The sequence below is a fragment of the Mesorhizobium sp. B2-2-3 genome, from assembly GCF_006442405.1.
Taxonomy (GTDB): Bacteria; Pseudomonadota; Alphaproteobacteria; order Rhizobiales; family Rhizobiaceae; genus Mesorhizobium.
The window spans coordinates 530,975-551,627 of record NZ_VFWC01000002.1 but is presented as its reverse complement, the minus strand read 5'-3'; the positions used below and the strand labels follow the sequence as shown (position 1 = coordinate 551,627).

The 20,653-nt window shown below is 62.4% G+C and carries 18 protein-coding genes and 1 tRNA gene; 9 read left to right on the top strand and 10 right to left on the bottom strand.

All coding sequences use genetic code 11. The features are described 5' to 3' along the window. From FJ951_RS28620 to FJ951_RS05865, 3 genes are all read left to right on the top strand, one after another. On the top strand, positions 1-248 hold a 248-nt coding region (locus FJ951_RS28620), incomplete at its 5' end, for a hypothetical protein (RefSeq protein ID WP_210239737.1). A 204-nt stretch (positions 249-452) separates the two neighbouring features. Continuing rightward, positions 453-1,592, top strand: coding sequence for a helix-turn-helix transcriptional regulator (locus FJ951_RS05870; RefSeq protein WP_140513919.1), 1,140 nt, complete (start codon positions 453-455; stop codon positions 1,590-1,592). A 368-nt stretch (positions 1,593-1,960) separates the two neighbouring features. After that, positions 1,961-3,742 (top strand): hypothetical protein, encoded by a 1,782-nt coding sequence (locus tag FJ951_RS05865; RefSeq protein ID WP_140513918.1) that lies wholly within the window; start codon positions 1,961-1,963, stop codon positions 3,740-3,742. Positions 3,743-3,960: 218 nt separating this feature from the next. Here FJ951_RS05865 and FJ951_RS05860 read toward each other — a convergent pair. Both FJ951_RS05860 and FJ951_RS05855 read right to left on the bottom strand, forming a co-directional pair. Beyond that, positions 3,961-4,037 (bottom strand) — tRNA-Arg (locus FJ951_RS05860). An 85-nt stretch (positions 4,038-4,122) separates the two neighbouring features. Next, on the bottom strand, positions 4,123-5,286 hold the full coding sequence (locus FJ951_RS05855) for a M20 aminoacylase family protein (RefSeq protein ID WP_140513917.1): 1,164 nt from the start codon (positions 5,284-5,286) through the stop codon (positions 4,123-4,125). A 201-nt stretch (positions 5,287-5,487) separates the two neighbouring features. Here FJ951_RS05855 and FJ951_RS05850 point away from each other — a divergent pair, with 201 nt between their 5' ends. Together FJ951_RS05850 and FJ951_RS05845 are read left to right on the top strand one after the other, a co-directional pair. Next, the gene (locus FJ951_RS05850; protein WP_140513916.1) at positions 5,488-6,648 is read left to right on the top strand and encodes a D-alanyl-D-alanine carboxypeptidase family protein; all 1,161 of its coding nucleotides are present in this window, start codon (positions 5,488-5,490) and stop codon (positions 6,646-6,648) included. A 3-nt stretch (positions 6,649-6,651) separates the two neighbouring features. Then, positions 6,652-7,764 (top strand): GTP-binding protein, encoded by a 1,113-nt coding sequence (locus tag FJ951_RS05845; RefSeq protein WP_140513915.1) that lies wholly within the window; start codon positions 6,652-6,654, stop codon positions 7,762-7,764. A 12-nt stretch (positions 7,765-7,776) separates the two neighbouring features. On the opposite strand, the gene FJ951_RS05840 is transcribed toward FJ951_RS05845, so the two are convergent. The 5 genes from FJ951_RS05840 to FJ951_RS05820 all read right to left on the bottom strand — a co-directional run bounded on the left by FJ951_RS05840 (position 7,777) and on the right by FJ951_RS05820 (position 11,732). Further along, positions 7,777-8,007 (bottom strand): sulfurtransferase TusA family protein, encoded by a 231-nt coding sequence (locus FJ951_RS05840; RefSeq protein ID WP_181168327.1) that lies wholly within the window; start codon positions 8,005-8,007, stop codon positions 7,777-7,779. Between the two features lie 11 nt (positions 8,008-8,018). Further along, positions 8,019-9,338, bottom strand: a complete 1,320-nt coding sequence (locus FJ951_RS05835; protein WP_140513913.1) for a murein L,D-transpeptidase family protein — start codon at positions 9,336-9,338, stop codon at positions 8,019-8,021. Between the two features lie 252 nt (positions 9,339-9,590). Continuing rightward, positions 9,591-10,541 carry an acetyl-CoA carboxylase carboxyltransferase subunit alpha gene (locus tag FJ951_RS05830; protein WP_140500751.1) on the bottom strand — a complete coding sequence of 317 codons (951 nt, stop codon included), beginning with the start codon at positions 10,539-10,541 and terminating at the stop codon, positions 9,591-9,593. A gap of 98 nt (positions 10,542-10,639) precedes the next feature. Next, positions 10,640-11,557, bottom strand: a complete 918-nt coding sequence (locus FJ951_RS05825) for a site-specific tyrosine recombinase XerD (protein WP_140513912.1) — start codon at positions 11,555-11,557, stop codon at positions 10,640-10,642. A gap of 22 nt (positions 11,558-11,579) precedes the next feature. Continuing rightward, positions 11,580-11,732, bottom strand: a complete 153-nt coding sequence (locus tag FJ951_RS05820; RefSeq protein WP_140513945.1) for a histidine kinase — start codon at positions 11,730-11,732, stop codon at positions 11,580-11,582. A gap of 207 nt (positions 11,733-11,939) precedes the next feature. Here FJ951_RS05820 and FJ951_RS05815 point away from each other — a divergent pair, with 207 nt between their 5' ends. From FJ951_RS05815 to FJ951_RS05805, 3 genes are read left to right on the top strand one after another with little or no spacing between them, the layout of a single operon-like run. Next, the gene (locus FJ951_RS05815) at positions 11,940-12,551 is read left to right on the top strand and encodes a shikimate kinase (protein WP_140513911.1); all 612 of its coding nucleotides are present in this window, start codon (positions 11,940-11,942) and stop codon (positions 12,549-12,551) included. Further along, positions 12,548-13,732 carry a 3-dehydroquinate synthase gene (gene aroB, locus FJ951_RS05810; RefSeq protein ID WP_246671682.1) on the top strand — a complete coding sequence of 395 codons (1,185 nt, stop codon included), beginning with the start codon at positions 12,548-12,550 and terminating at the stop codon, positions 13,730-13,732. Before FJ951_RS05815 ends, aroB begins: the two co-directional genes overlap by 4 nt. After that, positions 13,729-14,622: an HlyC/CorC family transporter gene (locus FJ951_RS05805; protein WP_140513910.1), complete on the top strand. Its 894-nt coding sequence runs from the start codon at positions 13,729-13,731 to the stop codon at positions 14,620-14,622. Before aroB ends, FJ951_RS05805 begins: the two co-directional genes overlap by 4 nt. Positions 14,623-14,669: 47 nt before the next feature. Here the strand turns inward: FJ951_RS05805 and FJ951_RS05800 are convergent, their stop codons facing one another. Genes FJ951_RS05800 through FJ951_RS05790 form a run of 3 tightly spaced genes read right to left on the bottom strand, consistent with a single transcriptional unit; the run spans position 14,670 to position 19,504 of the window. Continuing rightward, positions 14,670-16,214, bottom strand: coding sequence for a SpoVR family protein (locus tag FJ951_RS05800; RefSeq protein ID WP_140500756.1), 1,545 nt, complete (start codon positions 16,212-16,214; stop codon positions 14,670-14,672). Positions 16,215-16,224: 10 nt separating this feature from the next. Further along, positions 16,225-17,535 carry a YeaH/YhbH family protein gene (locus FJ951_RS05795; protein WP_140513909.1) on the bottom strand — a complete coding sequence of 437 codons (1,311 nt, stop codon included), beginning with the start codon at positions 17,533-17,535 and terminating at the stop codon, positions 16,225-16,227. Between the two features lie 19 nt (positions 17,536-17,554). Continuing rightward, positions 17,555-19,504, bottom strand: coding sequence for a PrkA family serine protein kinase (locus FJ951_RS05790; RefSeq protein WP_140500854.1), 1,950 nt, complete (start codon positions 19,502-19,504; stop codon positions 17,555-17,557). Positions 19,505-19,845: 341 nt separating this feature from the next. Between FJ951_RS05790 and FJ951_RS05785 the strand changes: the two genes are divergently transcribed. Then, positions 19,846-20,652 (top strand): alpha/beta hydrolase, encoded by an 807-nt coding sequence (locus FJ951_RS05785; protein ID WP_140513908.1) that lies wholly within the window; start codon positions 19,846-19,848, stop codon positions 20,650-20,652. The last annotated feature ends 1 nt before the right edge of the window (position 20,653 follow it).

Genomic DNA, 20,653 nt, shown 5'->3' with positions numbered 1-20,653 from the left:
GGGGCAAGGGTGGAAGCAAGGGGTCAAGTCGTGACGGTGCGATGGAGATCGAAACCGGGCTGATACCCAGTTCAGTCAACGCAACAAACCCTACGCAGGTAAGATCTTTCAAAATTTTCGAAGGCAAGGGATGTCGCCGCGACTACGCACGGTTTTGCCCGACGAAACCGATGGGTAAATGCGACCTTGAAAGCCAGATCGAACGGCTTTCACCTGCGTGCAGAGATTTCGTCGAGAAGCATCGGTGAAGTCGCGTGGCTATTATGCTAATGTAGCTATCTCTCATTCGATGCGTCAGTCTGACGATAGGTCCTCAGCTGACCGTCTGTCGAGCATGGCCGCGGGAAATAAACATCCCTGGCCGGAGCCGGTTGCGGGGCCTGTAGCTGGAGGGCCGTCGACGGGCCATGAGGAGAAAAAGGGCGAGAAACCGGGATCGCGACGCAAATCCTATGTCCGACAATCGGAACATTGCCGCTGCGATCGAGGCTTGCTACGACGCCGCGTTCGAGTTTAGGCAGTGGCCCGCAGCGCTTCAAATGCTGGCCCACTCCCTAGGAGCCACAAGTTGCGTTATCCGCACCTGCGATCCAACTCACCCGTTTCGTAGCGATCAGCGATCGCCGACCGCGCTCAGACCCGATTCGACCGAACATGCCGAATTCGCCGCCCTTTGGATCGAAAGAATCGAAGGTGCTCCCGATCCGCATGAACGTAGACCGCGCAAGAGGTTGGCAAAACTGACAGACAGCTTCGTTGTCGAGGATGAGATCACCACTCGTGATGAGCGCGAGGTTCTCCCTTATTACCAAGAAATCGCGCGTCCAGGCGACCGGGAATGGTGGGCTGCAATAGACTTCATGGTGAAGGATCGAAGGTGGATGCTCTCGATGTTTCGTGACGCTCATAAGGGGCCATTCTACCGGAATGAAGCCGAGGATTTCTTGGCGATCGTTCCGTCGATGGTTCGCATCATCAGTGCTGCGGAAAAGGTTTGGGAAACGGCAGTCGAACCGAACCTGGCCATTCTGGATCGGATGGGAAGCGCAGCGCTGTTGCTGAATTGCCGAGGCCGCGTCACCCGCTACAATAAACACGCGGAAGCTCTGCTTGGTACTGGCCTCGTTATCCACGGTGGTCGTCTCCGGGCGGCAGATCGGCCCAGTGATTCACGCTTGCAGAAATTGATCGCAGGCGTGGTCAGCCAATGCGGCGACTTGAGCGACGGGGAGCCCGTTTTGATTGCTCGCGAGGGTTCGCCATGGCTTCTTGCTGAAGCCATTCCGATGACCTCGTTCGTCCATGACCTCTTTAACGGCGGAGACGGGCTCCTCTATTTTACCGATCTTGTGGCCGAACCGGCGCTACCCAAGCAACTGATAAGGCACGCCTTTCAACTAACAGCAGCCGAAACGCGGCTGGCCTGCCGCCTTGCCGATGGCCGAGGTATCGGCGCGGCAAGCTCTGCCCTGGGAATTGGCCGTGAAACCGCCAGAACCCAGCTCCGTGCAATATTCTCGAAAACAAGCACCGGAAGTCAGGCGGAACTCGCGAAGCTCTTGTCCCGATACCAAGGGTCCTCCACGCATTGAAGTCGCGGTGTCACCCGTTCGGGTGAAGCCCTGACGGTCCAAGGGTTGCACTCTGCGCTGAATCGGGGCCGTGGCACTTCACAACAACAGGCGCCGGTCTCGATCCGATACGTCTCAAGCGGGGCGGGCGGTCAGACGATATTTGGTTTTTGCAACGGCGCGTGCCTGAACCCCTCTGGTGTCCGACTAGTGCCTTCGGGCCGAAGAGGTGAGCAGAAAACATCGCGTCCGCTATTACATTAGCAGTATGAAATATATTGCCAAACGGCGGCGCGAGGCGGATCATCAACGCCCGCACCTCCGATCGAGAATTGGAAAGACAGGGCTGATCGGAGCTTGCCGATCGTACCGAACGCCAGGAGGTTCAGATGAAACTGCGTGCTTGCCTGCCAAGTGCAGGATGGACAGCTATTGCCTTAATGAGTTTCGGCACAGGTGCTGCCATTGCTTACGCCGCGGACAGTCCGTTGCAGTCGCAGCTTGCGGCGCCAAGAGTATCGTTGCCGGGGGAACTCGACATCACACACTGCGTCGCTCTGGCCGCTGCCGGCCAATCACTGGCCCCGCAAGACTTGAAGGCCTACGAGGAGGCCCAGCCGCCATTGTGGGATGACCTGGGCTCCCTGAGCTATCCGATCAGCACAAAGAGCGCCGATGCCCAAAAATACTTTGACCAGGGGCTGCGGTTCGCCACCAACTTCAATCACGCGGAGGCGCGACGCGCCTTCCGCAAGGCACAAAGCCTCGATCCCGACTGTGCGATGTGCTTCCTCGGCGAGGCACTGGTCCTGGGCCCGAACATCAACGTGCCGATGGATCCCACCGCAAATGCACCAGCGATCACTGCTCTTCGAAAGGCGCAGGCGCTTTCATCCGGTGCCACCGAGAAGGAGCGGGGACTGATCGAGGCGGTCGCCACGCGGTATTCCGAAGATCCCAAGGCCGATCGAAACACCCTGAACGCCGCCTTCGCCGATGCAACTGCGGCGCTTTCCGACAAATATCCTGACGATCTCGAACTCGCTGTGCTGGCCGCAGAGGCCGGCATGGACACGCAGCCCTGGGACTATTGGCAGCCGGGCGGCAAGGAACCCAAGGGCCGCACCGCCGACATCCAGAGGCGGCTGGAAGGCGTTCTCGCCAGGAAGCCCGACAATCCGATGGCGATTCACCTCTACATTCATCTTGTTGAGGCCTCGGATCGTCCGGAGCGCGCCGAGCCCTACGCGGACCGGCTAGCAGCGCTGATGCCGGGGGCCGCACACATCGTCCATATGCCGAGCCACATCTACTATCGCGTCGGCCGCTACACGGATTCGCTGAAGTCCAACGAAGCTGCCTCGAAAGTGGACGAGACCTATCTCGCCGAAACCGGCGCTACCGGTGTCTATCCGCTCGGCTACTATTCCCACAACGTGCACTTCGTATTGGTTTCGGCCCAGCTCCTCGGTGACTCGAAGACGGTGCTTGCAGAGGCTGAGAAGCTGGACAAGTTTCTGACTAACGAGGTGGCCACGGCAATACCGATCGTGCAGCCGGTGAAGGCAGCTCCGTATTTCGCCTGGGCGCAATATGCCGAACCGGATGCGATCCTGGCTAAGGCCGAGCCGGCCGGCGCGCCGCCTTACATCACATCGATGTGGCACTATGCGCGCGGCGTCGCCCTGGCCGAGAAGAAGGACGCCTCGGGCGCGCGAGTCGAGGCGGACGCCATCCACAAGATCGCTCAGGAAACCGACTGGTCGGTGCACGATGCCTGGGGAATCCCGGCATTGTCGGTCCTGCAAGTGGCCGAAGATGTCGTACGTGCCCGCGCTGCGCAGGCCGAGAATGACGTCGGCGGCTCGATAGCCTTCTGGAAGAAAGCGGTCGAAACGGAGGACACGATCCCCTACATGGAGCCTCCGTACTGGTATTATCCCGTGCGGCAGTCCCTCGGTGCCGCCCTCCTCAAGAACGGTCAGCCGGCGGACGCGGCGAAGGAGTTTGTGGCGGCGCTCCACCGCGCACGCAGCAGCGCCTGGGCACTGTTCGGGCTGCAGCAGGCGGCGGAGGCCCAAGGCGATACTGCCGCCGCAACGAAAGCCGCGGACGAACTTTCCAAAGCCTGGAAGGGCGATCCGGGCATGCTGACGCTGGAACGGCTCTGAACCTCATCCCGGACGGGACCGCTGCGGTCCGTCGACCGGGCTCCAACCAATCACCCAATTTCCGATTTGTCGGAACGTCTGCAAGCGCTTTTCTGACGTTATTCGAAGGGTAGAAATCCGCATGCAGGTTCCGTACAGATGACCGATGCGACCCCGGTGATCGGCTCTGGTTTCAGTCCGATTCAGGTCCGACAGTATCCGGCTTAAGCAGCAAAACGTGGTGATCCCGACAGGAATCGAACCTGTGACCTACAGATTAGGAATCTGCCGCTCTATCCTACTGAGCTACGGGACCACGCGGCCCGACACATAGCCGCTTCCGATCGTTTCGCCAAGGGGCGGGCCGAACACAATCGGCCCGCCCCTGCCGCCGCCAGGCCTCAGGCGGCGAGCGCGGTTTCGGCCAGCTTCACCCAGTAGCTCATGCCGTGCGGGATGGCTTCGTCGTTGAAGTCATAGGCCGGGTTGTGAAGGCCGGCGGTGTCGCCATTGCCAATGAAAATGAAGGCGCCGGGCCTGGCTTCAAGCATGTAGGAGAAGTCCTCGCCGCCCATCACCGGCTGGATGCCGCGGTGGACATGAGCGTCGCCGGCGACGTTTGCCGCGACGTCGCTGGCAAAAACCGTCTCTTCCGCATGGTTGAAGGTTACGGGGTAGTTCGCCTGGTAATCGACCTCGATCTTGGCGCCGAACGCCGTGGCCAATCCGTCGCAGATGGCACGAATGCGCTCTTCCGATTTCTTGGCGATTTCCTTGCGCAAGGTGCGCACCGTGCCTGCGATCTCGGCCGATTCCGGGATGATGTTGTAAGCGTCGCCGGCATGGAATTTGGTCACCGACACCACCACGGCTTCGACCGGGTCGGTGCTGCGCGAGGCGATCGTCTGCAGGGCACCAACCAGCTGGCTGGTGATGACGATCGGATCGATCGTGCCGTGCGGCATCGCCGCATGGCCGCCGCGGCCCTTCACGGTGATGGTGAATTCCGCGGTCGCCGCCATGATCGGGCCCGGCCGGATGGCGAACTGGCCGACCGGCAGGCCCGGCATGTTGTGCATGCCGAACACTTTCGCGATGTCGAAACGCTCCATCATGCCGTCCTTGACCATCTCGTTGCCGCCACCGCCGCCTTCTTCGGCCGGCTGGAAGATGACCGCCACCGAACCGGCGAAATTGCGCGTCTCGGCGAGATATTTCGCCGCACCCAAAAGCATCGCCGTATGGCCGTCATGGCCGCAGGCATGCATCTTGCCGGGAACGGTCGAAGCATAGGGCTTGCCGGTGATCTCGTTGAGCGGCAGCGCGTCCATGTCGGCGCGCAGGCCGATGGTGGCGCCTTCGCCCTGGCGGCCGCGAATGATGCCCACGACGCCGGTCTTGCCCAGCCCCGTCACCACATCGTCGCAGCCGAAGGCTTTCAGCTTCTCGGTGACGAAGGCGGCTGTCTTGAAGACGTCGAAATTCAATTCCGGGGTCTGGTGCAGATGTCGTCGCCAGCCGGCAACCTCGTCCTGCATTTCGGCGGCACGGTTCAGGATTGGCATGATGGTTCCATCTCGCTGTTGGGGCAGGTCCGCTGCCTTGCAATTGTGATCGTCAGGCACTTTGCCATGTTGACGTCACATAGAGTAAATAGCACCGCAACAATGCGGTCCGTTTTTGAGGGCGGACTCATTTTGCTGGCGATCGCGTAAATCTTACGGAGCCAGGGGCGACTACGGCAAGAGGCGATTTCGGATTCGATCATGCGGCACAGGCATTTCCTCAAACTATTCTGCGCGGGCGCCGTGGCGTTCTCGGCGCTGGCCGGGCCGGTGCTGGCCAACCCGGTCGTGCTGTTCGACCTGAACAGCGGCAAGATCCTCCAGCATCAGGACGCGTTCAAGCGCTGGTACCCGGCATCGCTGAGCAAGCTGATGACGGCCTATGTGACCTTCCGGGCGATAGCGGCCGGCGAGGTCCGGCTCGATTCGCCGATCAAGGTAACGAAACATTCCGCCGCCGAGCCGCCGAGCAAGATGGGCTTCAAGCCAGGCTCGGTGATGCGGCTCGACAATGCGCTGAAGATGATGCTGGTCAAGTCGGCAAACGACATCGCCATGGCCGTCGGCGAGAATATCGGGGGATCGCAGGCAGCCTTTGCCGAGCGCATGAACGCCGAAGCGGTCCGGCTCGGCATGAACGGAACGCATTTCGTCAATCCGAACGGGCTTTATTCGCCGGACCAGTACACCACAGCGCGCGACCTGGCCGTGCTGGTGACGGCGATCCGCCGCGAGTTTCCGCAGTATGCGCCGTGGTTCTCGATCGAGGGGCTTGCTGTGGGCAAGAGGGCGATCCCCAACTACAACCTGTTGATCGGCCGCTATCCCGGGGCCGACGGCATGAAGACGGGCTTCGTCTGCCCCTCCGGCTTCAACATGATCGGTTCGGCGACCCGCAACGGCCGCACGCTGGTGGCGGTGGTGCTCGGCGAGAAGTCGGCGATCACCCGTGCCGAGGCCGCGGCCAAACTGCTCGACCAGGGTTTCGATACGCCTGCCGCCGGCTCAGCCACGATCGCCACGCTGGCGCCCTACGGTGATACCATCTCGCCCAACGACGTGCGGGACGAGGTCTGCAAGAAGAAGGCGCCGGCGGAGCAGTCCGAGGCGCCGCCCGCCGTCGCCAAGAACGTGCCGAAATCGCCCTACCAGGAAAAGCTCGACCATGTGCCGACGCTGGTTGCCGTCGGGCTTGGCGGCGCGACCGGCCCGACCCCGCTGGCCATGCTCGCCCAGGGCAGCCAGGAATATGCCGACGTGCCTATTCCGACCTGGCGGCCGGACAGACCGGCGCCCGGCGCCGGCCCGACGGTGGCGGGCTCGGCTGCGCAGGGCGACCAACCCGTCAAGGTTGCGAACTAGGCAATGAGCGGTTTTCCCATCCCTGTTTCCGTGCTGACCGGTTTTCTCGGCGCCGGCAAGACGACGCTGCTCAACCGGCTCCTGAAGGACCCGGCGCTGGCCGACACGGCCGTCATCATCAACGAATATGGCGAAGTGGCGATCGATCACCTGCTGGTGGAACAGGCGTCCGACGGCATCATCCAGCTTTCGGACGGCTGCCTTTGCTGCACGGTACGCGGCGAACTGGTCGACACGCTGGCCGATCTGGTCGACCGGCTGCAGACCGGCCGCATCGCCCGCCTTGCCCGCGTCATCGTCGAGACCACCGGCCTTGCCGATCCGGCACCGGTGCTGCAATCGATCATGGCGCATCCGGCACTGGTCCAGGCTTTCCGGCTCGACGGCGTCATCACCTTGGTCGACGCGGTCAACGGCGATGCCACGCTCGACGCCCATGTCGAGGCGGTCAAGCAGGTCGCCGTCGCCGACCGCATCGTGCTCTCCAAAACCGACCTGGTCGCTGGTCCGGATGGACCGGAAGCGCTGCGGACGCGGCTGCGGCAGATCAATCCGGGCGCCGAACTGCTGGCTGTCGACGATGCGAAAACGAGCGTCGCGGCGCTGTTCGACTGCGGCCTCTATAACCCGGCGACCAAATCCGCCGATGTGCGGCGCTGGCTCGGCGAGGAGGCGATGCATGACCATGATCATCATGATCATGACGGGCATGACCACGGGCACGGCCACGACCACGGGCACCGGCACGATCAGCGCATCCGCACCCACTCCCTGGTGCATGACGGCCCGGTGCCGTTCTCGGCCATCGAGATGTTCCTCGATCTTTTGCGCTCCACGCATGGCGAGCGCCTGCTGCGCATGAAGGGCGTCATCGAACTCGAGGAAGATCCGTCGCGGCCGCTGGTGGTGCATGGCGTGCAGAAAATCCTGCATCCGCCGGCTCGATTGCCGTCCTGGCCGGACGGCCAGCGCGGCATCCGGCTGGTGCTGATCACGCTCGACATGCCCGAAGACTATGTAAGGCGACTGTTTGCCGCCTTCACCAACCGGCCCTCGATCGACACGCCCGACCGCGCGGCGCTGGAGAACAATCCCCTGGCGATCGCGGGACGCTGACCTTTACGACAGCTATTCGCCGCGCTCGACCAGGAAGCGGTGACCGCCTGATATGGCGGATGTCTCTACGAGATGATGACCAGAGTCGGCGCAGAACGCCGGAATGTCGATAACCGCGAGCGGATCGGTCGTTTCCAGCCAGAGCCGGCTGCCGGGCCGCATCCCGGCCAGCCGCTTCTTCGCCTTCAGCACCGGCAAAGGGCAGTTCAGCCCCTTCAGATCGTAGACGGTGACGTCGGTCACGGCGAAAAATGTCAGCCGCCGAACATGCCGAGCAGCTTGTTCTTCAGCCTCGTCACGCGGCTCTCGTCGGCACTCGCGGCCTGCGTTTCGGCCGGCGGTGCGGGCTCGGCCGGCGCTTCGATCGTCGCGGTGGCGACAGGGGCTTCCTTGGCGGTCTTGGCCGCTTCCTTTTCGGCCAGCGCCTGCGCCTTGGCGGCTTCCTTTTCGGCCAGCGCTTGCGCCTTGGCCTGCTTGGCAGTTTCTATCGCGGCCAGCCGCTGCTCCTCGGCTTTTTGCTTCGCGGCCTTTTCGGCATCGAGCGCGGCCATCTTGCGGCCGGCGGGCGAATCGATGCGGCCCATGCGCGCCGTCTCGGTGACCGAGCCGTCCGAGTTGAGCGATGGCGGGTCGATCGGCACGCGCTCGCCGCGCGCACGGCGCTTGGACCAGTCGGAGACGATGCTGGCTTCCTTGATGCCGGCGATGGTGGGCTTGGGCGCCGGCGTGCTTGCCTTGAGGGCGCCGTTGAACGCAGCCTCATACGTGCTCTGATAAGCACTGTAGGCGCTTTTCAGCGAATCCGGCTGCGTGGACGCAGGGCAGGGGCCGGTCGGATTGAATGTGGTGCCTTCGGGAGCCACCTGGTTGAAGACGTAGCGCTTCTCGCAAACGTCGACTTTCGGCGGTACCTTGGTGATCTCGAAATTGTCGTAGCCGACCTTCAGCATCTTCCAGAATTCGTAATTCGGGTCGTTGCGGTAGCGCGCCATGTTGGCGGCGGTCATGCGGAACGGGAAGGCCTGGATCTGGAACTCGGTCTGGCCGCCCTGGAAGGCATCGCGGCCGAACGCATAGATCTGCTCGATCTGGGCATCGGTCATCGAATAGCAGCCCGAAGACGAGCAGGCGCCGTGCACCATCAGGTTGGAGCCGGTGCGGCCGTTGGCGCGGTCATAGGCGTTGGGATAGCCGATGTTGAAGGACAGATGATAGTTCGAGCGCGGGTTCATCTGCGCCGGACGCACGGTATAAAAACCTTCCGGCGCCTGGCGGTCGCCCTCGGTGTATTTCGGCCCCAGCTTGCCCGACCATTTGCAGATATCGTAGCTGGCGACCATGTCGTAGCGGCCGTTGGTCTTGGCCTTCCAGATTTCGAGCTTGCCCTCTTCCTTGAAGATGCGCGCCATCACCGAGGAGGTGCGCACCATGCCCTTGGCCCTCATGTCGGCCAGGATCTTGTCGGGCAGGGGCTTGTTGGCCTCCGGGGCAAAATCCTTCATCGACGAATCATTGCAGCCGGCGACGGCTATCGCGGTGATGAGAATTCCGGTGCGGGCAAGCTTGGCAAACATGGATAAGGCTACGTCTTCTCTTTCGGGCCAATGGCTTCGAAACGGCCGAGCCCGCATGCTGAACACAGACGGACCGTAAGCCCGTTAACCTTGAAAATTCCTTACCGCAAGCCTCGGCCACCCCTCACGGCAATTCCATTGAACCGAATCCGGCGGCATTTTTGTGGCGAAATTGCTCATCGCCGCCACATTGCCGTGGAGCGTTGCCGTGGAGGCGGCTTGCGGCGGCCCGGTTGAGCCGCCAAATCGTGGTCAGAGGCTGCGGCCCATTGCCAGATACTTCTCGCGGCGCTGCTCGCGAAAATCCATGTTGGCGCCGGCAAAATCCTTCATCGTCCTGGCGATGAGATCGCCCGTCGCGGCAATCACCGTTTCGGGTGCGCGCTGGGCGCCGCCGATCGGTTCGGGAATGATGGCGTCGATGATCTTCAGTTCCAGAAGGTCCTGGGCGGTGATCTTCATGTTGGTCGCCGCGTCCTTGGAGCGCGTCGTGTCGCGCCACAGGATGGAGGCCGCGCCCTCGGGCGAGATCACCGAATAGATGGCATGTTCCAGCATGTAGACGCGGTTGGCGGTGGCGATGGCAATGGCGCCGCCCGAACCGCCTTCACCGATGACAACCGAAATCGATGGCACCTTGAGCGCAAGGCAGGCCGAGGTCGAACGGGCAATGGCTTCGGCCTGGCCGCGCTCCTCGGCGCCGACGCCGGGATAGGCGCCGGCCGTGTCGACCAATGTCAGCAGCGGGATCTTGAAGCGGTCGGCAAGCTCCATCAGCCGCACGGCCTTGCGATAGCCTTCGGGGCGCACCGAGCCGAAATTGTGCTTCAGCCGGCTCGCCGTGTCGGAGCCCTTCTCCTGGCCGAGGATCGCTACCGGTTCGCCGCGGAACCGGGCAAAGCCGCCGACGATCGCCTGGTCCTCGCCGAAATTGCGGTCGCCGGCGAGCGGCGTGAAATCGCTGAACAGGCCCTTGATGTAGTCGACGCAGTGCGGCCTGTCGGAATGGCGCGCCACCTGCACCTTCTGCCATGGGGTCAATGCCTTGTAGAGATCGCGCAGGGCATCGCGCGACCGCTTCTCGAGCCTGCTGATCTCGTCGGCGACATCGACCGCCTCGCCGTTCTCGGCAAGCTTCTTCAGTTCCAGGATCTTGAGTTCCAGATCCTGCACCGGCTTTTCGAAATCGAGGTAGTTGTACATGCTTGGGCGGACCGATACGTCGGAAGCAAAGACTGGCGGGACCCTGAAATCCGGGGCTCCGGGCGATGGAACGTCGCCCTCACATAGCGATATGAGGTCTAGTCGGCAAGCGGGTGATGATCGTTGACCAGCCGCACCAATCGCTCCTCCAGCACATGGGTATAGATCTGTGTCGTCGATATGTCGGCATGGCCAAGCAGTTGCTGGACGGCCCTGAGATCAGCCCCGTTCTGTAAGAGATGGCTGGCGAAAGCATGGCGAAGCACATGTGGCGAGACCTTGGCCGAGGCGATGCCGGCCCGGGCCGCCAGCCCCTTGAGGTCGCGAGCGAAGACCTGGCGCGAGAGGTAGCCGCTGTCCGACGCGGCAGGAAACAGGAACGGGCTGTCAGCGAAAGCGGGCACCTTGGCCCGGGCGGCGAGCCAGGCTCGCATCGCCGCGCGCGCCTTGGCCGACAGCGGCACCATGCGCTCCTTGTCGCCCTTGCCGCGCACCATGAAGAAACGGTCGTCGCGCTGCGCCACCGTCACCGGCAAGCCGACCAGTTCCGAAACGCGCAGGCCTGTCGCATAAAGCACTTCGACCAGCGCGTGCAGACGCAGCGCCGCCAGCCTGTCGCTGTCGCCGAGCCCGGCATCGCCGGCCTCCTGCGCGGCGCGGTCGATCAGCCGGCCGGTGTCGGCCTCGCTCATGGTCTTCGGCAGCGGGCGGCCTTTTTTCGGGCTGTCCAGCGTGCCGGTCGGGTCGTCGCGGCGCAGGCCCTCGGCGTAGAGGAATTTGAAGAACTGGCGGATCGCCGACAATTTGCGTGCCTGCGATGTCGGGGCGAAGCCGCGTGCGGCGATGTCGTCGAGATAGGCGCGGATGTCTTCGGCGCCGGCGCCGGCAAGACCGCCGGGGATTTCCTGCGAAGCGTCATCGAGGTCGCGGCGATAGGAGGAAAGCGTGTTTTCGGCGGCACCCCGCTCGGCGCTCATCATCTCCAGAAAGGCTTCGATGCGGGCAGCGCTGTTCATTTCCTGAAGTTTTTCTTCGGGCTCAGTTTTTCTTTGGGTTCAGCTTTTCCGCAGGGATGCGCACGCTCATTTCCGCCTTTTTCGGCTCGACGAACATCACCAACGCGAACATCGTACCATAGGCGATGCCCGCCAGAATCGCTGTTATCACGACAAGGCGAAACAGTGTCGGCATCAATCTTCGCCCGTCTTCTTGTTCTGCGTTTCCAAACCCTGTGCCCTTATGGGACGCCAATCCGGCCAATTCAAGCAAGAAGCTGAAGCGCGCCGGCAACTTCCAATGCAGCTGGTTCCTCGCTCGCGGGAGGCCAGCCTGCCTCAGTGCGCTTGACGCAACCGGGCTTTTCATGTCGATACGCCGGCAAAGAGGGCTTCGAGGCTGATGAACGCGCTACCAGCAAATCCTCCGGGCGGGAGCCATGCCGCGCTGCTGGGCAGGCTCGGCGGCCGCTCCATCGTCTTTGTCGGCCTGATGGGCGCCGGCAAGACCGCGATTGGCCGCAAGGTCGCCAGCGTGCTGGCGCTGCCTTTCATCGACAGCGACCAGGAGATCGAAAGCGTCTCGCGCATGACCGTTCCGGAACTGTTCGAACGCTATGGCGAAACCGAGTTCCGGGCGCTGGAGCAGCGCGTCATCCTGCGCGTGCTGGAAAACGGCCCGCAGGTGCTGTCGACCGGCGGCGGCGCCTTCATGAACGCACAGACGCGCGAGGCGATAGCGGCACATGGCGTGTCGGTATGGCTGAAGGCCGAACTCGACCTTTTGATGGACCGGGTCTCCAAGAAACAGAACCGGCCGCTGCTGAAGAGCCCCGATCCGCGTGGCGTGCTCGAGCGGCTGATGAGTGAACGCTATCCGGTCTATGCGACATCGGACGTCACCGTGCCGACCCGCGACGACCGCAAGGAAGTCATCGCGGCCGAGGTGGTGGAGGCGCTGTGCCGGCATTTCGATATCGCCCAGACCACTCCCGCGGGCGAGGTCGAACCGTGAACGCCAACGCAGCCGTTGCCGTCGAGGTCGGACTCGGCGAGCGGGCTTACGACATCCTGATCGGGCCGGGGCTTTTGTCGCGCGCCGGCGCCGAGATGTCGCGCCGCCTGCCGGGCCGACGCGCCGCAGTCGTGACCGACGAAAACGTCGCGGCGGCGCATCTCCATACGCTGAAGGCCGGTCTGCTGGAGAGCGGCATCGAGCCCGCCGTGATCACGCTGCCGCCCGGCGAGAAAACCAAGAGTTTCGCGCATCTCGAAGCGGTGGTGGACGGCGTCCTGGCCGCGAAGCTGGAACGCGGCGATGTCGTCATCGCCCTCGGCGGCGGCGTTATCGGCGACCTGGCCGGCTTTGCCGCCGGCATCGTGCGCCGCGGCATGAACTTCGTGCAGATCCCGACCTCGCTCCTGGCGCAGGTCGATTCCTCGGTCGGCGGCAAGACCGGCATCAACAGCGCGCGCGGCAAGAACCTGGTCGGCGTCTTCCACCAGCCGAAGCTGGTGCTGGCCGATACCGGAGTGCTCGATACGCTGCCGATCCGCGAATTTCGCGCCGGCTACGCCGAACTCGCCAAATACGGGCTGATCGACCGGCCCGAATTCTTCGCCTGGCTGGAGAAAAACTGGGCCAGAGTGTTCGCCGGCGGACCGGAGAGGGTGGAGGCCATCGCCGAGGCCTGCCGCGCCAAGGCCGATGTCGTTGCCCGCGACGAGTTCGAGACCGGCGACCGCGCGCTCCTCAATCTCGGCCACACGTTCGGCCATGCGCTGGAAGCCGCCACCCGATATGACGGCGCCCGCCTCGTACATGGCGAAGGGGTCGCCATCGGCATGGCGCTGGCGCATCGCTTCTCGTCACGACTCAACCTGGCCAGTCCAGACGATGCGGCGCGAGTCGAGGCGCATCTCAACACGGTGGGACTGCCGTGGCGGATGGCCGACATTCCGGGCGAACTGCCCGACGCCGATGCGCTGCTTGGCTTCATCACCCAGGACAAGAAAGTGTCGCGCGGCGCGCTGACCTTCATCCTGACGCGCGGCATCGGAGAGGCCTTCATCGCGAAGGACGTGCCGGCCTCGGAAGTGCTGTCGTTCCTCAGGGAGAACCACCCGAGCGCGACGGAAGGCCATCCGGGCCGGCAAGGCAGCCGTCCGGACAAGCAAAAGAGCCGTCCGAAATGAACGGGGCCGGCTGGATCGTCGTCGCTGTCCTTGCCGTCCTCATCGTGTTGGCCGTCGCCATGCGCACGCGCCTGCTTGCCGCTTTCGGCTATGAACTGTCGCGCATCGAGCCGCAGCGTTCGAGCGGGGACGAGCTGCGCGGCGCCGTCGACGATTTCCGCCGTGACGGCCAGGTGGTGCGCGAGGAGCGCGACCGCGTCGGCGGGTTGTTCGACCTCGAAGAGCTCGAAGTTTCCGACGTCATGGTCCACCGCACCAATATGCGCTCGGTCAATGCCGACAATGCGCCGGAAGCCGTGGTGCGCGAGATCCTCCAGAGCCCGCACACCCGCATGCCTTTGTGGAAGGGGTCGCTCGACAACATTGTCGGCGTGCTGCACGCCAAGGATCTGCTGCGCGCCCTCAACGATGTCGGCAACGACTTCTCCAGGATCGATGTGATGAAGATCGCGTCAAAGCCCTGGTTCGTGCCCGATACCACGACATTGCAGGAACAGCTCAACGCCTTCCTGCGCCGCAAGGCGCATTTCGCCGTCGTCGTCGACGAGTATGGCGAGGTCGAAGGGCTGGTGACGCTGGAGGACATCATCGAGGAGATTGTCGGCGAGATCGCCGACGAGCACGATGTCGACATACAGGGCGTCAAGCAGGAGGCGGACGGTTCCGTCGTCGTCGACGGAACCGTGCCGATCCGCGACCTGAACCGGGCGCTCGATTGGGACCTGCCGGACGAGGAGGCAACCACCATCGCCGGCCTGGTCATCCATGAGACGCAGTCGATCCCCGAGGAGAAGCAGGCCTTCACCTTCCACGGCAAGCGTTTCATCGTCATGAAACGCGACAAGAACCGCGTCGCCAGGCTCAGGATCAGGCCGGCAGGCGACAGCTGAACGGTCCATCGTGTCGCAGACACGCACAACCGCGTCATCCCTGATGCTCAACAGTCCTTGGTCGAGCGTTCGCCGACCATTGCGTCGGTGTCGGCGTCGACGGCCGCCAAGCTGACTTCATAGCCCCAGAGATGCCGGATGTGGCGAAGGGTCGCGTCGCGGCTGTCATTCTCCAGCACGACCCCATTCTTCACCTTGTGCTGTAGCCGCAAATGCCGGTCGCCGAGCAGGTCCACGTCCACAACCTGGATGTCGGGCCGGCTCGCGCCCACATCATAGCTGTGGGCCAGCGCGGCGCGTATGTTGTTGTAGCCCCGCTCGTTGTGGATCGATGCGACTTCGTAGTGCGGTTGGTCGGCTCCATCGGCCAGGACGAAGAGCCGCCATTTTCGTATCAAGGTCGGGCTGAGATACTGGCGAATGAAGGATTCGTCGCGGTGGTTGGCCCAGGCGTCGAGCAGCGTCTCAAGCCAGTCGCCACGGCCGGCTATGTCCGGGAACCAGTCGCGATCTTCGGCTGTCGGCTCGGTCGAGATGCGCTGAATGTCCTGCATCATGTCAAGCCCGAGCGCGTAGGGGTTGATGCCGGAAAACCGCTGGTCGTCGAAGGATGGCTGGAAGATCACGTTCGAGTGGTTGCGCAGGATTTCGAGCATCGCGCCTTCGGTGATCCGGCCACGGTCGAACAGCATGTTCATGAGCGTGTAGTGCACGAAAGTGGCGCAGCCTTCGTTCATCACCTGGGTTTGCCGCTGCGGGTAAAAATACTGCGCAATGACGCGGACGATCCTGAGGATCTCGCGCTGCCAGGGTTCGAGGACAAGGCTGTTCTTCTCAAGGAAATAGAGCAGGTTTTCCTCGGGCAGATTGAGCGATTTCTTCCGCTCCGACACGCCTTCATCGCCCGCTTCGGAGTTGTCGGCGTCCTGCGCGGGCGGCAGGGTGCGCCATAAGTCATTGTAGGAACGCTCCTCGTATTCGAGGCGCTCGCGAAGTCCCTCGCGCTGCTGCTCCGACGACAGTTTCGGCGGCCGGTGATACCGGAACACGCCTTGCTCCATCAGCGCGTGTGCGGAATCGAGAATGGCTTCCACGGCAGCCAGGCCGTGCCGCTCCTCGCACCGGGCGATGTAGCCCTTGGCAAAGTCCAGATAGCTCAGGATTCCTCCGGCATCCGTCCATTGGCGGAAAAGGTAATTGTTCTTGAAGAAGTGATTGTGTCCAAGTGCTGCATGGGCGGTCACCAAGGCCTGCAGCGCCATGGTGTTTTCCTCCATCAGGTAGACGATGCAGGGATTGGAATTGATGACCAATTCATAGGCCAGCCCGCGACCGCCTTTGCGATAGAGAAGCTCGTTGTAGAGGAAATGCTTGCCGAACGACCAATGCCGGTACATCAGCGGCATGCCGACCGACGAGTAGGCGTCGAGCATCTGCTCGGAAGAGATGACCTCCATCTGCACCGGATAGGTGTCGAGATGAAGCTGGTCGACCGCAATCGCCTCGATCTCCTCATAGACCCGCGACAGCTTTTTGAAATCCCAGTCGGATCCGGAGAAAAGCAACCCCGATTTGTTGGCCTGGCCAGCCATCCGGCACCCCTTACGCGCTCTTGGCCATAGCCGGCTGCCTGGCGAAAAGCTGGCGAAATACCGGGTAGATATCGGCCGGAGCGGCGATGCGCCTCATCTGGAAGTTCGGCCATTTTTGCTCGACGGCGCTATAGGCGCGCCAGAGCGAGGTGCCATTTTCGGTCGAGCCGAAAATATGACTTTCGCGTTCGTCGATGATCTCCACATAGGCGAAATACTGGCACAGGCGCATGAGCTTGCCGTGGAGCAGTTCTATGCAGCGCTGCGAGTCGGTGGCGAAATTGTCGCCGTCCGAAGCCTGGGCGGCATAGATGTTCCACTCCGTGGCCGGATAGCGTTGTTCTATGATGCGTTGCATTTCCTCCAGCGCGGTGGAAACGACCGTGCCTCCGCTTTGCGTGCAGTAGAAGAATGTCTCTTCGTCCACCTCCTGGGCCTCGTGCGTGTGGCGGATGAAGACGATCTCCGTGCGCTCATAGCGTCGGGTCAGGAACAGGTGCAGCAGAACGAAGAAGCGCTTGGCCAAATCCTTCTCGCGCTCGCCCATCGACCCGGAGACGTCCATCAGGCAGAACATGACGGCGCTGGCATTCGGCACCGGCTGCGGGTCGAAGCGATTAAAGCGGATGTCGACGGGATCGACAAAGGCAATACGCTTTCGGCGGCGCTCCAGCCGCTCGAGTTCCTCCCGCAAAGTCAGGATGCGTTCGTGGGTCGCGGCGTTTGGCGGCTTCGATTCCAGTTTGGCGAGCTGCTGGAGGATCGCATCCAGCTCCGGCTGCTTTGGGCGCCCAAGCGCGATACGGCGGGCGTGGCTGTTTCGCATCGTGCGCCCGACATTGATGTTGGTCGGTGATCCTGTTGCCGCAAAACCTGCCCGCCTTGGCTTGAATGCGAGTATCTGCTTGAGATTGAGCTTGACCAGATCCGGCAGTTCGAGATCCTCGAAAAAGAGGTCGAGAACTTCCTCGCGCGAAAGCACGAAGCGAAAGTCGTCCTCGGATGCCGTGTTTCCCGGCGACGAGGAACCTGCGCCGCCCTGCCCGGGTTTGGGCACCAGGTCACCGGGAATGAACGTCCTGTTTCCTGGCAGGATGTGCTGGCGCCGGCCGCTGTCCCTGGCATCGCTGAAGGTCGGTTCGCTGGTGCCTCTGTGAGGCATCGGCACGGCATGCCCGCTGTCCACATCGGCGATCCGGCCCGTCCTTATCTGGTCACGGATGCTCCGCTTGAGTTCTTCCCGCGCGCGCCTGAGAAAGCGCTGGCGATTGCCCAGGTTCTTGTCCTTCGGATTGAGGCGGCGGTCGATGAAGATCGGCATGGAACCATCCGGGCTTTTCTCAGCCCGCCTTGTTCACGCGCATGTACCAGTCGACCAGCCGCCGTACCTGCCGCTCGGTGTAGCCGCGTTGCACCATGCGCTGCACGAATTCATTGTGCCGCTTTTCCGTGACGCTGTCCTGCTTGGAGCCGAAACTGATCACCGGCAGAAGATCTTCGACTTGGCCGAACATGCGCTTCTCGATAACCTCGCGCAGCTTTTCGTAGCTTGTCCATGATGGGTTGCGGCCGTGGTTGCGTGCCCGGGCACGCAGCGTGAACTTGACCACTTCGTTGCGGAAATCCTTGGGGTTGGCGATGCCGGCCGGTTTTTCGACCTGCGACAATTCCTTGTCCAATATCTCGCGATTGAGGATCTGGCCCGTATCGGGATCCTTGTAGTCCTGATCTTCGATCCAGGCATCGGCATAGGCGATGTAGCGGTCGAATAGGTTCTGGCCATACTCGCTGTACGATTCCAGATAGGCCTTCTGGATCTCGTGGCCGATGAACTCGGCATAGCGCGTTGCCAGTTCCGACTTGATGAACTCGAGATAGCTCGCTTCCGTCTCCTTTGGGAACTGCTCGCGCTTGATCGCCTCTTCCAGGATGTACATCAGGTGCACGGGATCCGCCGCGACCTCGTTGGTGTCGTAGTTGAATGTCTGCGACAGGATCTTGAAGGCGAAGCGCGTGCTTACGCCGGTCATGCCCTCGTCGACGCCGGCGGCGTCGCGATATTCCTGAACCGACTTGGCCCGGGGGTCGACCTCCTTGAGGTTTTCGCCGTCATAGGCGCGCATCTTGGTGTAGAGCGGCGAATTGTCGTGCTCGGCAAGACGGGTCGAGACCGTGAACCGGCTGAGAATATCCAGCACTTCAGGTGCGCAGGGGCTGCCGGCCAGCTCGCTCTCGCGCAACAGTTTCTCGTAGATATGCCTTTCTTCGGTGATCCGCAGGCAATACGGCACCTTGACCACGAGGATGCGGTCGAGAAAGGCCTCGTTGTTCTTGTTGTTCTTGAACTGTTGCCACTCCGATTCGTTGGAATGGGCAACGATGATGCCCTGATAGGGGAAGGCGCCGAAATTCTCGGTGCCGTTATAGCTGCCTTCCTGGGTCGCCGTCAGCAGCGGATGCAGGACCTTGATGGGCGCCTTGAACATCTCGACGAATTCGAGCAGGCCTTGCGTGGTCCGGTTCAGCCCGCCGCTGTAGGAATAAGCGTCCGGATCGGACTGGCTGAAATCCTCCAATTGCCTGATGTCGACCTTGCCAACCAGAGCCGAGACATCCTGATTGTTCTCGTCGCCAGGCTCCGTCTTGGCGATAGCGATCTGGCGCAGCCGCGAGGGCATCAATTTCACCACGCTGAATTTGGAAATGTCGCCAGACAATTCATCAAGCCGCTTGGCCGCCCAGGGCGAGATAATGCCGTTGAGGCGACGCCGGGCTATGCCGTATTTGTCCTCCAGCAGATCGCCCATGCGATCGGGATGGAACAGGCCGAGCGGCGACTCGAAAATCGGACTGATCTGATTGCCGGCCTTGAGCGTGTAGATCGGGCGTTCCTCCATCAGTTTCTTCAGCCGTTCGGCCAGGGAGGACTTGCCGCCGCCGACAGGGCCGAGGAGATAGAGGATCTGCTTGCGCTCCTCGAGCCCCTGCGACGCATAGCGGAAATAGCCGGCGATGCGTTCGATCGTATCCTCCATTCCGTAGAAATCGGAGAAGGTGGGATACACCTTGACCGTGCGGTTGGAGAAAATGCGGCCGAGCCGCTCGTCCTTGCTGGTGTCGACCAGGTTCGGCTCGCCGATTGCCTCGACCATCCGTTCCGGCGCCGAGGCATACATTGACTTGTCTTCCCGGCAGGCAAGGAGATACTGCTGGAGGCTTATTTCCTCCTGGCCCGCGTTTGCATAAATCTCCGAAAACAGATCGAAGACGTCGGACTGGTTCTCACCCATGATGGTTGCCCTCAGAGCCATTCTGGCTGCCGCCCGGCTCATCTCATTCAACTACCGGGATGCATTGTGGTTCCCTCCACATTGGAGAGAGAGCGTGTATCTGCATCGAACTTGGACAGCACACAGTTACAATGCTCGTCTGATATCTCAGGTGGTGATGGCCAGAGGAGACCGTCAAGGGCAAATATCGATTTCGTGAACCGAACGGCAAAGCGAGTGCATTGATGCGGCTGGTACGGTGTTGAATCAGATCGTTGAGCACTCCCAAGTCTAACGGGATGCTCGTGGTGCGTGCGGGCATTCCTCGTCTACATATCGGGCCCAACGATCGGGAGATTGCGATGATCGATCGACGAAGCCTTATTCTGGTCTCCGCGGCGGCGATGTTGCCATTGGGCACATCGGTCGCATGGGGCCAGCGCCAACCCGTGCCGACAACCTTCGATTACGGGCCGGCCAAGCTCGATATCTATGCGCCGGATGGCGCACGCGGATTGCCGGTCGTCTTCTTCGTCCATGGCGGCGCCTGGCGCTCCGGCAAGCGCTCGCAGGTCAACGCGAAGCCGGCCTTCCTGCTCGCCAACGGGTTTTGCCTGGTCTCCATCGACTATCGCATGCTGCCCGAAGCGGAGGCCGCCACCCAGGCCGACGATGTCGAAAAGGCCTATGCCTATGTCCGCGCCAACATTGCCCGGCATGGCGGCGATGCCAGGCGCATCGTGGCCATGGGCCATTCGGCCGGTTGCCACCTCGTTGCGCTGACCGGCATGCGCGGCGGTCTACCGGGTGTCGCCGCGCTGCTTCTCGACGACACCAGGGCCTATGACCTCACCGCGCTTTCCAGGAATGGCGGCATGGCGGGGGCCTATGCGCGGGCCTTCCCCGATCCCGCGCAATGGGCGGCGTTGTCGCCGGCCAGTTATGTAGATGGCCGCAAGCACCCGCCGACCTTCATCGCCTACTCAGGCGCTTCGGGCCGGGACGGGGACTCCAAGGCGTTCGCCGAGCGCTTGCGCGCCACCGGCACCAAGGTGACGCTGTTCGACGGCAGCGCCTATACGCACATGTCGATCAACCGCGATTTCGGCGAGGATGGCGACGCCTTGACCGGGGCGGCACTGGCATTCCTGAAATCGGCGGTTGGGTGAT

Excerpts from the sequence above, each read along its gene's own strand:
- FJ951_RS05785 (WP_140513908.1), top strand. The coding sequence starts at position 19,846 with ATGATCGATCGACGAAGCCTTATTCTGGTCTCCGCGGCGGCGATGTTG.
- FJ951_RS05850 (WP_140513916.1), top strand. The coding sequence starts at position 5,488 with ATGCGGCACAGGCATTTCCTCAAACTATTCTGCGCGGGCGCCGTGGCG.
- FJ951_RS05815 (WP_140513911.1), top strand. The coding sequence starts at position 11,940 with ATGAACGCGCTACCAGCAAATCCTCCGGGCGGGAGCCATGCCGCGCTG.
- FJ951_RS05855 (WP_140513917.1), bottom strand. The coding sequence starts at position 5,286 with ATGCCAATCCTGAACCGTGCCGCCGAAATGCAGGACGAGGTTGCCGGC.
- FJ951_RS05835 (WP_140513913.1), bottom strand. The coding sequence starts at position 9,338 with ATGTTTGCCAAGCTTGCCCGCACCGGAATTCTCATCACCGCGATAGCC.
- FJ951_RS05830 (WP_140500751.1), bottom strand. The coding sequence starts at position 10,541 with ATGTACAACTACCTCGATTTCGAAAAGCCGGTGCAGGATCTGGAACTC.
- FJ951_RS05805 (WP_140513910.1), top strand. The coding sequence starts at position 13,729 with ATGAACGGGGCCGGCTGGATCGTCGTCGCTGTCCTTGCCGTCCTCATC.
- FJ951_RS05800 (WP_140500756.1), bottom strand. The coding sequence starts at position 16,214 with ATGGCTGGCCAGGCCAACAAATCGGGGTTGCTTTTCTCCGGATCCGAC.
- FJ951_RS05795 (WP_140513909.1), bottom strand. The coding sequence starts at position 17,535 with ATGCCGATCTTCATCGACCGCCGCCTCAATCCGAAGGACAAGAACCTG.
- FJ951_RS05870 (WP_140513919.1), top strand. The coding sequence starts at position 453 with ATGTCCGACAATCGGAACATTGCCGCTGCGATCGAGGCTTGCTACGAC.
- FJ951_RS05825 (WP_140513912.1), bottom strand. The coding sequence starts at position 11,557 with ATGAACAGCGCTGCCCGCATCGAAGCCTTTCTGGAGATGATGAGCGCC.
- FJ951_RS05820 (WP_140513945.1), bottom strand. The coding sequence starts at position 11,732 with ATGCCGACACTGTTTCGCCTTGTCGTGATAACAGCGATTCTGGCGGGC.
- FJ951_RS05865 (WP_140513918.1), top strand. The coding sequence starts at position 1,961 with ATGAAACTGCGTGCTTGCCTGCCAAGTGCAGGATGGACAGCTATTGCC.
- FJ951_RS05845 (WP_140513915.1), top strand. The coding sequence starts at position 6,652 with ATGAGCGGTTTTCCCATCCCTGTTTCCGTGCTGACCGGTTTTCTCGGC.
- FJ951_RS05790 (WP_140500854.1), bottom strand. The coding sequence starts at position 19,504 with ATGGGTGAGAACCAGTCCGACGTCTTCGATCTGTTTTCGGAGATTTAT.